Source organism: Aurantiacibacter luteus, assembly GCF_001010945.1.
GTDB lineage: Bacteria > Pseudomonadota > Alphaproteobacteria > Sphingomonadales > Sphingomonadaceae > Alteraurantiacibacter > Alteraurantiacibacter luteus.
This window is the reverse complement of the sequence record NZ_LBHB01000002.1, coordinates 964,202-977,500: the sequence shown is the minus strand read 5'-3', so window position 1 is coordinate 977,500 and position 13,299 is coordinate 964,202. Positions and strand designations below refer to the sequence as shown.

Sequence of the window (13,299 nt, the reverse complement as noted above, 5' to 3'; positions counted from 1 at the left end):
ATCGGGGTGCTTTTCACCTTTCCCTCACGGTACTGTGTTCGCTATCGGTCATGTACGAGTATTTAGGCTTGGAGGGTGGTCCCCCCATGTTCAGACAGGATTTCACGTGTCCCGCCCTACTCGAGTCCTTCATCATCACTTTCGCATACGGGGCTGTCACCCGCTATGGCCAAACTTTCCAGAATGTTTTGCTAGTTGAAATGAAGGCACTGGCCTGGTCCGCGTTCGCTCGCCACTACTAACGGAATCTCGGTTGATGTCTTTTCCTCCAGGTACTGAGATGTTTCAGTTCCCCGGGTTCGCTTCACCAAAGCTATATATTCACTAAGGTGATACCTAATCCACCTCTCCACCACTGCCCGAAGACAGCAGAGAAGAAATGGTGAAGGTGGGTTTCCCCATTCGGAAATCGCCGGATCGAAGCTTGCTCACAGCTCCCCGACGCTTATCGCAGCGTGCCACGTCCTTCTTCGCCTGTACATGCCAAGGCATCCACCAAATGCTCTTACCTCACGCTTGAGAATCCACACCATCAACGACAAGCCTGCATAACGCTTGCCCGATACAATGGCGCGGAGGAATTATCTCAGCCAGATAATCAATTTGATTGATTTGCGATTTGCCATCGACTGGCCAAAACCAGCACGACGACACCTCGCGGCATCGATTTAAAAACCCATTCACAATGTCAAAGACGGCGGTACGAAACCGCCTACCGGCCAGATGCCGGATCCGTTTTCTCTTCATCCTGGAAACTAATGTCGGGCGAGGCGCCGTCAGTCGCGGAAAAGCCGCGGCTTGTGGCGCGCCAGCCGCGCTGGCCGTTCTCGCTACGCTCGAACTGGTGGAGCCTATCGGGATCGAACCGATGACCCCCTGCTTGCAAAGCAGGTGCTCTCCCAGCTGAGCTAAGGCCCCTTGTGCCTGAAAGATGGTGGGCCTGAGAAGATTCGAACTTCTGACCTCACCCTTATCAGGGGTGCGCTCTAACCGACTGAGCTACAGGCCCTCGGCGCCGGCTGACGGCAAACTGCCGAAGCGGCGCGAGCCAGCTCAGACGCCATCGCGCTCGCCGCAAGGGCAGCGCGAAGGTTTCCAGTGATGAAGGGACATGAGGACGACGGCATGTTCTTTGGAAGCCGCGAAGCTATTCCGACGGCTAGCGTCGACGCTTTCGTGGCAATCCTTAGAAAGGAGGTGATCCAGCCGCAGGTTCCCCTACGGCTACCTTGTTACGACTTCACCCCAGTCGCTGATCCCACCGTGGCTGGCTGCCTCCTGCAAGCAGGTTAGCGCACCATCTTCGGGTGAAACCAACTCCCATGGCGTGACGGGCGGTGTGTACAAGGCCTGGGAACGTATTCACCGCGGCATGCTGATCCGCGATTACTAGCGATTCCGCCTTCATGCTCTCGAGTTGCAGAGAACAATCCGAACTGAGACATCTTTTGGAGATTAGCTAACCCTCGCGGGATCGCTGCTCACTGTAGATGCCATTGTAGCACGTGTGTAGCCCAGCCTGTAAGGGCCATGAGGACTTGACGTCATCCCCACCTTCCTCCGGCTTATCACCGGCAGTTTCCTTAAAGTGCCCAACTGAATGATGGCAACTAAGGATGAGGGTTGCGCTCGTTGCGGGACTTAACCCAACATCTCACGACACGAGCTGACGACAGCCATGCAGCACCTGTCACTTCGTCCCGAAGGAAGGAAACCATCTCTGGTAACCGTCGAAGGATGTCAAAGGCTGGTAAGGTTCTGCGCGTTGCTTCGAATTAAACCACATGCTCCACCGCTTGTGCAGGCCCCCGTCAATTCCTTTGAGTTTTAATCTTGCGACCGTACTCCCCAGGCGGATAACTTAATGCGTTAGCTGCGCCACCCAAGCTCTATGAGCCCGGACAGCTAGTTATCATCGTTTACGGCGTGGACTACCAGGGTATCTAATCCTGTTTGCTCCCCACGCTTTCGAACCTCAGCGTCAATACCTGTCCAGCGAGTCGCCTTCGCCACTGGTGTTCTTCCGAATATCTACGAATTTCACCTCTACACTCGGAATTCCACTCGCCTCTCCAGGATTCTAGCACTGCAGTTTCAAGGGCAGTTCCGGAGTTGAGCTCCGGGATTTCACCCCTGACTTGCTGCGCCGCCTACGTTCGCTTTACGCCCAGTATTTCCGAACAACGCTAGCTCCCTCCGTATTACCGCGGCTGCTGGCACGGAGTTAGCCGGAGCTTATTCTCCAGGTACTGTCATTATCATCCCTGGTAAAAGAGCTTTACAACCCTAAGGCCTTCATCACTCACGCGGCATTGCTGGATCAGGCTTTCGCCCATTGTCCAATATTCCCCACTGCTGCCTCCCGTAGGAGTCTGGGCCGTGTCTCAGTCCCAGTGTGGCTGATCATCCTCTAAGACCAGCTAAGGATCGTCGCCTTGGTGAGCCTTTACCTCACCAACTAGCTAATCCTACGCGGGCCCATCCAAAGGCGATAAATCTTTGGTCCGAAGACATTATCCGGTATTAGCAGTCATTTCTAACTGTTATTCCGAACCTAAGGGCAGGTTCCCACGCGTTACGCACCCGTGCGCCACTCACCCCGAAGGGTTCGTTCGACTTGCATGTGTTAGGCATGCCGCCAGCGTTCGTTCTGAGCCAGGATCAAACTCTCAAGTTTGTGTCACTCACCTACCGGCCACGGGTCGAAACCCGCCAGACCGACAAGCAAGAGCTTCAAGGAGCCGATACCTGCACTGTCAAACGTAATGGATACGAAGGACATGCATCACCCAGCGCCCGCGTGGTGCGAGCAAAGGATGTGGCAATCGGCTTAGGTTAACCGGTACTCGGAGCCTTGAGGTCCCCGGACCGGGCGCCGTCGCCCACATGTCCCTTCATCTATAACCAACGATGTCAAAGAGCCACTCAACATTAATAGGCGGACAGCGAAGGTATCCCCGATTTACACCGGGGGACCGGCTATCCGTCTATGTTGGCGACCGAGTGGAGCGTTCCGGTTGAAACCGTCAGCGCCCCGTCGGTGAGAGGCCATATATGGGGGGGTTTGAGTCGCGTCAACGCCTTTTTGGAATTTTATTTCAAATCGGCGAAAAAGGTTCCCGCGGCGCCCTTTCCTCCGCCTCCAGGTGGGATTTTCCCCTGCATATACAAGGCGGGACCACCGCCCGGCGCGCATGGTAACCGGTGTTGAAGGTATCTTTACGCGCGCGCGGCTAGAGAAGCTGGCGTTCGAACAACCCTTGCCGGAACCCATGCCCGCCGACACCCAAGCCAAGGCCCCCGCCCTTTCAGTGGCGATGAGCGTCTACGACGGCGAGCGCTTCCTCGCGCCCGCGATAGAGAGCGTGCTGGCGCAGACCTTCGAGGACTTCGAATTCCTCATCCTCGACGACGGTTCGCGCGATTCGAGCCTGGCGATCGCGCGCCACTACGCCGCCATCGATTCGCGAATCAGGATCATCTCGCGGGAGAATCGCGGGCTGGTGACGAGCCTCAACCAGCTGCTCGCCGAATCGCGCGCGCCGCTGGTCGCCCGCATGGATGCCGACGACATCTGCCTTCCCGAGCGCTTCGCCCGCCAGGTCGCCTTCCTTGACGCCAACCCCGATCACGGCGTCGTCGGCAGCTGGAGCGAGGACATCGACGAGTTCGGCCGGCCCTTCGCCACCGGGGGCCGCGACCACCCGGTCGAGAACGCCGAGTTCGCCCGCGCCATTCTCGAGGATCGCAACCTGCTGTGCCACCCGGCCGTGACCTATCGCCGTGACGTGGTGCTTTCGGTCGGCGGCTATCACCGCGCCTATCGCCACGTGGAGGACCACGACCTGTGGCTGCGGCTGGCGAGCGTCACCAAGATGGCCAACCTGCCGATGCGCCTGATTCGCTATCGCCACTATGCCGGCCAGGTCTCCAGCCGCCACGCGACCGAACAGCAGATCGGCCACTCGGTCGCGCTGATGGCCTGGCGCGAGCGACAAGCGGGACGGCCCGATCCCACGGCGCATATCGATGCCCTGCCCCCCCTCGGCCAGCTCGACGCATTGTTCGGCCGCGACGGGGTGGACCGCGAAGTTCGCGCGCGACTCGCCCGCGCCCTCGCCTTCTCGCGCACCAGCCTGGCGGGCGACGGGTTCGATCACATCATGACGCACGTGCAGGAAGGCGGCGACCGCGTGGGCCTGTGGCGCACCGCGGCACGGCTCGTCACCTTCGGCATGCCAGGGCGCGCTGCCCGCCTCGCCGCCGCGCTCGTCCACGCCGGCTAGGCGATGGCGAGCACCCGACCCCCAACCAGCGGCGCGGAAATCCGCGTCCGGCCACCCGCGACGAAGATGAGCGTGCGCGGCGCGGCGGCGCTGGCGATGGCGAGCCAGTTCGGTGCCTTTGCCATCCAGTTCGCGGCGAGCGTCGTGCTGGCGCGCTGGTTCATCGATCCCGACGAGCTCGGCCTCTTCACCATCGCCTTTTCCTTCGTCAGCCTGCTCGCGGTATTGCAGGAATTCGGCATCAACCGATTCGTCGCTGGCGAGCGCGAGCTGACCGACGAGACGATCCGCACCGCTTTCACCGTCTCGCTGGCGATCAGCTGGGCGATCGCGATTGCCTGCGTGCTGGCCGCCTGGCCCGCCGCCGCCTTCTACGCCATGCCCGGCCTGCTGCCGCTGCTGCTGGTGATCGCGGCGAGCTATTTCTTCGTGCCCTTGGCGACGGTGCCGATGGCGCTGCTGCAGCGCGAGCTGGACTTCCGCTCCAACACCATGATCGAGATCGGGGTGGTGCTGGCGAACGCCGCGGTGGCACTCGCTCTCGCCTCGCGCGGGTGGGGCGCCATGGCGCTCGCCTGGGGCGCCTTCGCCCAGCAGGTGGCGCGCGCGGGGATCGCCCAGTGGCGCATCGGCGGCCGCCTGCCGATCCCGCCGCGGCTGACCGGCGCGCTGCCGGTGCTGCGCTTCGGCGGCTTCTCGACCGTGCTGTCGGCCCTCTCGCAAACCGGCGCGCGGCTGCCCGAGCTGCTGATCGGCCGCCTGCTCGATACCGTGGCGGTCGGCCTGTTCGCCCGCGCATGGGGGCTGGCGGCGCAGCTTCGCTTGCTGGTCTCGGGCGGGCTGGCGACGGTCTTCTACCCTGCATTCGCGCGCGCGCGCGACGCGGGCGAGGACCTTGGCGCGCATTACGAGCGCGTCGCCGCCAGCGTCACCGCGATCACCTGGCCGGCGATGGCAGGCCTCGCCGCCTGCTCGGTGCCGGTCATCGCCATGCTCTACGGCGCGAACTGGCTGGGCGCGGCGCGGCCGCTGGAATGGATCGCGGTCTCGCAGATCCTGTTCATCGCCCTGCCGCTGCACGTCGAACTGCCCATCCTGCTTAAGCGGATGCGGCCGCTGCTTTGGCGGTTCGCGCTCGATACCGCGGTATCTGTCGTGCTGCTGGCGCTGGCCGCCACGGTCTCGCTGGAAGCCGCCGCCGCCAGCCGCGTCGCCTACGGCCTCGCCTGGCTCGCCATCCATGCGCCTTTCCTGCACTCGGTCGTCGGCTTCCGCTGGAGCGCATTGCTGCGCGTCTGGGCCATGTCGGCGCTCGCGACGGGCGCCGCGGTGCTGCCGGTGGCCCTGTCCTACCGCCTGTGGGCCGCGCCGGACGAGGCGGGCTTCGTGCAGGTCGCCGCCGCCGTGATCGCCGGGATCCTGCTGTGGCTGGTCACGCTGCGGCAGACGCGGCACCCCGCCTACGGCGAAATCCACCATCTCGCCGCCGCCGCCCTCGGCCGCGCGGGTCTTTCGCGCATGGTCCCCGCTCCACGCTGAAGCCTCCCGCTTGGGATGCCACGGATAGGATGCTATACCGGCGGAGCTCGCCGCAGCCGGGATGCGTCGGCGAGCGGGAGAAGAAGCCATGCACAGGCTCGCCGTCACGTTCCTGATCGCCGCCGCCCTGCCCGCGACAGCGCTAGCCGATCCGCTGCCTCAACCCCCATCGCAAGGCGCCGAGCCCGTCGTTGCCGAGGAAACGCTGAGCGAAATCGAGATCCTCGCGCTCGAGGTGGAGCGTTTCCGCCGCCTGACCGTGCCCGTCATCATCGGCGGCGAGGGGCCTTTCGATTTCCTCGTCGACACGGGTTCGCAGGCGACGGTCGTGTCCAGCGCGCTGGCCGAGCGGCTCGCCCTGACCGACCGGCAAAGCGCGAACCTCGTCGGGATGGCAAGCGAACGCCCGGTCGAGACCACCATGGTCGAAGGCTTTACGCTCGGGTCGCGCACCCGCACCATCCGCACCGCGCCGATCCTCGAGGCCACCAACATCGGCGGCGCGGACGGCATCCTCGGCCTCGATTCGCTGCAGGACCAGCGCGTGCTGCTCGACTTCCGCAGCGGCGAGATGCACGTCGTCGACAGCCTGGAGGAGGGGCGCCCGACCGGCTTTGAGATCGTCGTACGGGCGCAAAGGGAACTGGGCCAGCTCATCATCCACCGCGCCCTGGTGGACGGGGTGCGTACGGCGATCATCATCGATACCGGCGCCACCGGATCGATCGGCAACCCCGCCCTGCGCGAGCGCCTGCGCCGCCGCCACGTGCTCGAGCAGGCGAGCATGACCGACGTGAACGGCGTGCGGATCGTGGGTGACACGCAGCTCGTCCGCGCGCTGGAGATCGACCGCATCGCGCTCGGCAACGTCGCCGTGACCTTTGCCGATTCGCCGACCTTTCGCGCACTCGGCCTGCAGGACGAACCGGCAATGATTCTCGGCATGACCGAGCTGCGCGTGTTCGAGCGCGTCGCCATCGATTTTCGCACCCGGCAGGTGATGTTCGACGTGCCACGCGGCGCGCCGCTCGGCGCTGCATGGAATTTCAACGAGCGGGCCAGCCGCCTGCCCTGAGTCCTCTGTGCCGCAACCGCGCGCCTTGTCGAAGGCGAGGCAGTCCCCACCTAGCGGAACATCGTGAGAGATTTTGGGACCAGTACCGCCCAGCAGGCGAAGGGCGAGCGCGCCGACTGGGCGACGATGCGCCGCTTCCTTCCCTACCTCTGGCCCGCGGGCCGGCCGGACCTGAAGCGCCGCATCGCGATCGCCACCCTGCTGGTGATCGCCGCCAAGGGCGTCACCCTCGCCCTGCCCTTCGCCTATGCCAAGGCCGTCGACACCATGAGCGCGGAGGGCGACCCGCTGCTCGCCGTGGCGCTCGGGCTGGTGCTCGCCTACGCCGCGGGCCGCTTCGCCACCGTGGTGTTCGACAATGTCCGCAACATCGTGTTCGAACGCGTGGGGCAGGACGCCGTGCGCGAGCTGACCGGCGACGTGTTCGACCGGCTGCACAAGCTGTCCCTGCGCTTCCACCTCTCGCGCCGCACCGGCGAAGTCACCCGCGTGGTCGAGCGCGGCACGAAGTCGATCAACTCGATGATCTACTTCCTGCTGTTCAACATCCTGCCCACGGCCGTGGAGCTGATCGTCGTCTCGGTCATCTTCTGGACCGTCTTCGGCTGGGAGCTGGTCGCAGCCACTGCCGTCACCGTCGTCGCCTTCGTCTGGCTGACCCAGCGCATCACCGAGTGGCGGGTGAAGCTTCGCAAGGACATGAACGATCTCGACGGGCAGGCCATGGCCCGCGCGGTCGACAGCCTGCTGAACTACGAGACGGTCAAGTACTTCGGCGCCGAGGCGCGCGAGCACGCGCGCTACTCCAACACCGCGCGCCAGTATGCTGAGGCGGCGATCAAGACCGAAAATTCGCTCGGCCTGCTCAACATCGTGCAGGCGCTGGTGATGAACCTGCTGATGGCGGGCGCGATGGCCTGGACGGTATGGCAATGGAGCAAGGGCGCGCTGACGCCGGGCGACCTGGTGCTGGTGCAGACCTATCTCACCCAGCTATTCCGCCCGCTCGACATGCTCGGCTGGGTCTATCGCACGATCCGCCAGGGCCTGATCGACATGGCCGACATGTTCCGCCTGATGGACACGCCGGTGGAGGTGGAGGACAGGCCCGGCGCCCCCGCGCTGGTGGTGCGCCGCCCGGTCGTGACCTTCGACAATGTCGATTTCGGCTACGAGGAAGACCGCCAGATTCTCCACAAGCTGAGCTTCGAGGCCCCGGCGGGCGCGACCGTGGCGCTGGTCGGGCCGAGCGGCGCGGGCAAGAGCACCATCGGGCGGCTGCTGTTCCGCTTCTACGATCCGTCCGCCGGGCGCATCCTGATCGACGGGCAGGACATCCGCGAGGTGACGCAGGCGAGCCTGCGCGCCCACATCGGCATCGTCCCGCAGGACAGCGTTCTGTTCAACGACACGCTCGGCTACAACATCGCGTACGGGCGCGACGACGCGACGGCGGAGCAGATCGAGCGCGCCGCGCGCGATGCCGCCGTGCTGCCGCTGGTCGAGCTGCTGCCGCAGGGCTTCGATACCGAGGTCGGCGAGCGGGGCCTCAAGCTCTCGGGCGGGGAGAAGCAGCGCGTGGCCATCGCCCGCACGCTGCTGAAGGACCCGCCGATCCTGCTGCTCGACGAGGCGACGAGCGCGCTCGATTCGCGCACCGAACAGGACATCCTCGCGACCTTGAAGCGGGTGAGCGCCGACCGCACCACCATCGCCATCGCCCACCGCCTCTCCACCATCGCCGATGCCGATATCATCAACGTGATGGACGCGGGCCGCATCGTCGAATCGGGCAGCCACTTCGACCTGTTGCGCCGCGACGGCCTTTACGCGGAGATGTGGAACCGCCAGCTCAGCGAAGAGACCGAGGTGCTGGCGGCCGAGTAATCAGCCGCCCGCCGGCACTTGCGGATCGAACAGGTCGATTTCGCTTGCCGGTATAACTTCGACAGTGCCGCGCAGTGCGCGCAGTTCCTCGATGAAGGCATCGGCATTTCCGACGATCACGACGCTTGCGTTCGCCGGGTCGAAGTAACGCGCCGCGGAGGCGGTTGCCTGGGCCGAGGATACCGCGTTCACACGCTCTCCATACCGCGCGATTTCGGCCGGATCGACGCCCTGCGTAAGCAGGCTGGCGAGTATCGCGCCATAGCCGGATGAACTTTCCAGACTGCGGCCATAGCCGCCGGTCAGGAACAGGCGGCGCCGGTCGAGCAGATCGTCATCCAGCGCCTCGGTCCCGATGCGGGCGAACTCGTTGAGCATGACTTCGACGACCTCGTCGACTGTCTCGTTGGCAGTCTGCGCGCTGGCGGAGACGATCGAGCCGTCCGCCAGTTCTGACAGGCCGGAATAGGAACCGTAGGACAGGGCGCGATTGGTGCGGATTTCCTCGAACAGCCGTCCGCTCGATCCCCCGCCCAGCACCGCATTGGCGAGTTCGAGCGGGAAGAAGTCCGCGCTCTCGCGACCCGGCCCGCGAGCGACGAGATACACCGCTGCCTGGCCCGCATCGGGCATGTCGATCACCACGGTACGGGGCTCGGCCGCGGGACCGGCGCGCTGCGTTACCATTGGCGCGATCGGAGCATCGGAGCGCCAATCCCCGAACAGGTCCTCTGCCAATGCAAAGGCGTCGGCAGGGGCGATACCGCCGCTGATCACTATCTGTGCGCGGGCAGGATGCCAGTAGGTCCGGCGATGCTGCAGCAGGTCCTCGCGCGAGATCGCCTCGAGAGATTGTACGGTGCCGCCGGAGATATTGCCGTATGGCGCATTGCCGAAAAGGATCGGTCGCAGCGCCATCGCCGCCAGCGAACCGGGCTCGCTCATCGCCACGCGAATCCCATCGAGCGCGCGTCCGCGTTCCCGATCGAATACGTCCTGCGGGTAATTGGCGTTGCGGATGACATCGGAAAGGACCTCGCCAGCCGCCGCCATGTTGGCCACCGGTGCACTGAGATAAAAGCGGGTATTGTCGGTCGATGCCCCTCCGCCCATGCTGGCGCCGAGGCTTTCGAGCCGCGCCGCAATCTCCTGCGCGCTGGCCGTGCTCGTACCCTGCTCGGCAAGGTTCGCGGCAAGCTGAGCCACGCCAGACCTTGCGCGCGGATCGCTCACGCTGCCGCCCGGCAGAAGTACGTTCATCGACGCTATCGGTACGTCACCGGTCTGCACCGCCAGCACCTCGATTCCGTTGGACAGCCTGTGCGTCGCGAAATCGGGCACGGTCACCAGCGGCGCTTCGCCCGGGCCGGGAGGGGCATCACGCTCGGCTTCGGGACGGACTGCCAGCGGCTCGCCAACGGGCGGCGGCAGGGTACGATAGGTCGGCATGGGGACCGGGTTGGCGAAAGAAGCGGGATCGAACTCGCCGCGCGTCAGCGTGAAATCGACCCGCGCTTGCGGATCGAGCCAGGTGCGCGCAACGCGCCGGACGTCCTCCGCTGTGACCTCGGCAACGGCCGCGAGCATCCGGTCGGCATCGCGGGGATCCCCCGTCGTGACCAGCGTTTCGCCCAATTCGAAAGCGCGTCCGCGTGCCGTCTCGCGTCCGCGAAGCGTGCCAGCGATGATCTCGTTCTTGGCTTCCGCCAGTTCGGCAGGGGTGACGAGTTCGTCGCGCATGCGCGCCGTTTGCGCCGCAAGCACTGCGGCGACCGGCGCTGCCTCCGCGTCAGGACGGATCTGCGCGTATTGCACGAATTGGCCTGCCTCTTCCGAACCATAGGCATACTGCACTGTCCCGACCGCCAGCCCCGGTTCGACCAAGGCTGCGTAGAGACGGCTGCTCTGGCCGCGCGACATGATCGCATCGAGTACGCTGAGCGCGGGCATGTCGGGGTGGTTGGCTTCGGGCAATTGCCACACGGTGCCGACCAGCGGCAGCGGCACATTGGGCGATGCCACGGTGACGCTGCGCGGCGATGTTGGGCGATCCTCGCGCTCCGGTATGGTCACGTCGACCGGGTTGGCGCGCGGGGGAATATCGGCGAAATACTGGTCCACCAGCGAACGCAGGTTCGCCATGTCGAAATTGCCGGCGACGATCAGCGTGGCGGTGTCGGGCCCGTAATAGGCCTGATGAAAGGCGCGCGCATCTTCCAGCGTGGCGGCTTGCAGATCTTCCATGCTGCCGATTCCGGGACGCCGATGCGGCAACTCGTCGAAAGCGATTTCGGGCATCGCCACGCGCTGGAACAGGCCGTAAGGAGGCGCGAGCACGCGCGTGCGATATTCCTCCATCACCACGTTGCGCTCGGTCTCGAAAACTTCCTCGTCCACCACCGGGAATGCCATCCGCTCACGGTGGGTCCACAACATGGTCTCGAGATATTCGGCCGGCACGGTTTCGAAGTAGTTGGTCCGGTCGGTACCGTTGGAAGCATTGCGCGTGCCGCCGACATCGGCGGTAAGGCCGTAGATCATGTTGTAGGGCATATTGAGCGTCTTGCGACTGAGGATATGCTCGAACAGATGGGCAAAGCCGCTGCGGCCTTCGGGATCGAGCTTGCTTCCGATTTCATACCACAAGCTGGTCGTGACCGTTGCGGTGCTGTCGTCTTCGATCGCGATGACGCGCAGACCGTTGTCCAGTGTCCAGTCGGTGTATTCGATTTCAGGAGCGGTGAGCGCGGGCGCTTCGGGGGCGTCCTGTGCCGTGACAGGCGAAGCTGCAACGAGAGCGAGCGCCAGCGCGCTGCCGGCAAGGTATCGGAAAGTCATTCGGCGTCCCCAGGTCTCTTATGATAAGTCTGCAATAGACCACCTTGAACCGGATGCGACAAGGTCCCGGCCATGAATTCTGCTGGTTGGTGTCGTAGCTCGGTGGACATCGCGCGCCTTGCATATTGCAGTGCAGCATGTAGGAGGCGCGACTTCCGCAAGCACAGGACCCGCCATGATCTCCACCAGCGCGCTTCGCCGCGACTGGCTCGCCAATCCGCGTGCCGACATCCTTGCCGGCGTTGTCGTCGCCCTAGCCCTGATCCCGGAAGCCATCGGCTTCTCGATCATCGCCGGGGTGGACCCGCGCGTAGGACTCTACGCCTCGATCGCCATCGCCATGGTCATCGCCTTTACCGGCGGACGGCCCGGCATGATCAGCGCCGCCACCGCCGCGGTTGCCGTGGTGGTGGTGCCACTGGTGCGCGACCACGGGGTGGAATACCTGTTCGCCGCGACCATCCTGATGGGCGTGTTCCAGGGCCTTGCCGCGCTGCTGCGGCTGGACCTGCTGATGCAATTCGTCAGCCGCTCGGTCATCACCGGCTTCGTCAACGCGCTGGCGATCCTCATCTTCATGGCGCAGCTGCCGCAGCTGATCGGCGTGCCGCCCGTCACCTACGCGCTGGTCGCCCTCGCGCTGGCGATCATCTACCTGCTGCCGCGCCTCACCACCGCCGTGCCCTCCCCGCTCGTCGCCATCGTGGTGGTCGGCGCGATCACCATCGGGCTGGGCGTCGAGGTCAACACCGTCGCCGACATGGGCGAGCTGCCCGAGGGCCTCCCCTATCTCGTCTGGCCGGACGTGCCGCTGACCTGGGAGACGCTGCGGATCATCGCCCCCTATTCGGCCACGATGGCCGCGGTCGGCCTGCTCGAAAGCCTGCTGACCGCGCAGATCGTCGACGACATGACCCACACCGATTCGGACAAGCGCCGCGAGTGCGCCGGTCAGGGCGTGGCGAATGTCGCCGCGGCGATGGTCGGCGGCATGGGCGGCTGCGCGATGATCGGGCAGTCGGTGATCAACGTGACCTCCGGCGGGCGCGGACGGCTCTCCACCTTTACCGCGGGCGCGACGCTATTGGTGTTGCTCGCCGCGCTCGGGCCGATCGTCGGACAGATCCCCATGGCGGCGCTGGTGGCGGTGATGATCATGGTCTCCATCGGCACCTTCAGCTGGAACTCCATCCCCAACCTTCGCCGCCATCCCTGGCAGTCCAGCGTCGTCATGCTGGCGACCGTCGTGATGGTGGTGGCGACCCACAACCTGGCGCTGGGCGTGCTGGTCGGCGTGCTGCTGTCGGGCATCTTCTTTGCCGGCAAGGTCCGCTCGATGTTCGGCGTCACCCGCGTGCGCGACGAGCGGACGGCGACCTACACCGTGACGGGCCAGATCTTCTTCGCCAGCGTCGACCGCTTCAGCCGCGCCTTCGGCCGCGAGAGCGAGCGCCCGGACCCCGCCGACCACGTGGTAATCGACGTGACGCGCGCGCACTTCTGGGACATCAGCGGCGTCGGCGTGCTCGACAAGGTGGTGGAGCGCATGCGCATGAACGGGCGCAGCGTGCAGGTGATCGGCCTCAACGAGGCGAGCGCCGACCTCGTCGACCGCTTCGCCCTGACCGACAAGACCGGGGTGGAGATCGGGCTGGCGCCCCACCCCTGAGGCAC

General features: G+C 64.9%; 6 protein-coding genes, 2 tRNA genes and 2 rRNA genes (1 of these 10 running past the window's edge). 5 read left to right on the top strand and 5 right to left on the bottom strand.

Annotation, left to right across the window (positions count from 1 at the left end):
* The 4 genes from AAW00_RS11165 to AAW00_RS11150 all read right to left on the bottom strand — a co-directional run.
* Nucleotides 1-519 (bottom strand): 23S ribosomal RNA (locus AAW00_RS11165); it reaches 2,269 nt to the left of the window's first position.
* Nucleotides 520-842: 323 nt separating this feature from the next.
* Nucleotides 843-918: transfer RNA gene (locus tag AAW00_RS11160), tRNA-Ala, on the bottom strand.
* Nucleotides 919-932: 14 nt separating this feature from the next.
* Nucleotides 933-1,009 (bottom strand) — tRNA-Ile (locus AAW00_RS11155).
* A gap of 181 nt (nt 1,010-1,190) precedes the next feature.
* A 16S ribosomal RNA gene (locus tag AAW00_RS11150) occupies nt 1,191-2,677 on the bottom strand.
* The 16S and 23S rRNA genes sit together here with 2 tRNA genes alongside, the layout of an rRNA operon.
* Nucleotides 2,678-3,272: 595 nt before the next feature.
* Here AAW00_RS11150 and AAW00_RS11145 point away from each other — a divergent pair.
* The 4 genes from AAW00_RS11145 to AAW00_RS11130 all read left to right on the top strand — a co-directional run bounded on the left by AAW00_RS11145 (nt 3,273) and on the right by AAW00_RS11130 (nt 8,787).
* On the top strand, nt 3,273-4,286 hold the full coding sequence (locus tag AAW00_RS11145; RefSeq protein WP_047004357.1) for a glycosyltransferase: 1,014 nt from the start codon (nt 3,273-3,275) through the stop codon (nt 4,284-4,286).
* Between the two features lie 3 nt (nt 4,287-4,289).
* Complete coding sequence (locus AAW00_RS11140) at nt 4,290-5,825, top strand: oligosaccharide flippase family protein (RefSeq protein ID WP_082125030.1); 1,536 nt, start codon at nt 4,290-4,292, stop codon at nt 5,823-5,825.
* Between the two features lie 88 nt (nt 5,826-5,913).
* Complete coding sequence (locus AAW00_RS11135; protein ID WP_052761890.1) at nt 5,914-6,900, top strand: aspartyl protease family protein; 987 nt, start codon at nt 5,914-5,916, stop codon at nt 6,898-6,900.
* 126 nt (nt 6,901-7,026) lie between these two features.
* Nucleotides 7,027-8,787 (top strand): ABCB family ABC transporter ATP-binding protein/permease, encoded by a 1,761-nt coding sequence (locus AAW00_RS11130; RefSeq protein WP_047004613.1) that lies wholly within the window; start codon nt 7,027-7,029, stop codon nt 8,785-8,787.
* Here AAW00_RS11130 and AAW00_RS11125 read toward each other — a convergent pair whose 3' ends face one another.
* The gene (locus tag AAW00_RS11125) at nt 8,788-11,625 is read right to left on the bottom strand and encodes a M16 family metallopeptidase (protein WP_047004355.1); all 2,838 of its coding nucleotides are present in this window, start codon (nt 11,623-11,625) and stop codon (nt 8,788-8,790) included. It lies immediately after the preceding gene.
* A 175-nt stretch (nt 11,626-11,800) separates the two neighbouring features.
* Here AAW00_RS11125 and AAW00_RS11120 point away from each other — a divergent pair, with 175 nt between their 5' ends.
* The gene (locus AAW00_RS11120) at nt 11,801-13,294 is read left to right on the top strand and encodes a SulP family inorganic anion transporter (RefSeq protein ID WP_047004354.1); all 1,494 of its coding nucleotides are present in this window, start codon (nt 11,801-11,803) and stop codon (nt 13,292-13,294) included.
* Nucleotides 13,295-13,299 lie beyond the last annotated feature (5 nt).

What these genes read in the sequence shown, in the direction of transcription:
- AAW00_RS11145 (WP_047004357.1), top strand. Translation starts at nt 3,273, where the DNA reads ATGCCCGCCGACACCCAAGCCAAGGCCCCCGCCCTTTCAGTGGCGATG.
- AAW00_RS11140 (WP_082125030.1), top strand. Translation starts at nt 4,290, where the DNA reads ATGGCGAGCACCCGACCCCCAACCAGCGGCGCGGAAATCCGCGTCCGG.
- AAW00_RS11135 (WP_052761890.1), top strand. Translation starts at nt 5,914, where the DNA reads ATGCACAGGCTCGCCGTCACGTTCCTGATCGCCGCCGCCCTGCCCGCG.
- AAW00_RS11130 (WP_047004613.1), top strand. Translation starts at nt 7,027, where the DNA reads ATGCGCCGCTTCCTTCCCTACCTCTGGCCCGCGGGCCGGCCGGACCTG.
- AAW00_RS11125 (WP_047004355.1), bottom strand. Translation starts at nt 11,625, where the DNA reads ATGACTTTCCGATACCTTGCCGGCAGCGCGCTGGCGCTCGCTCTCGTT.
- AAW00_RS11120 (WP_047004354.1), top strand. Translation starts at nt 11,801, where the DNA reads ATGATCTCCACCAGCGCGCTTCGCCGCGACTGGCTCGCCAATCCGCGT.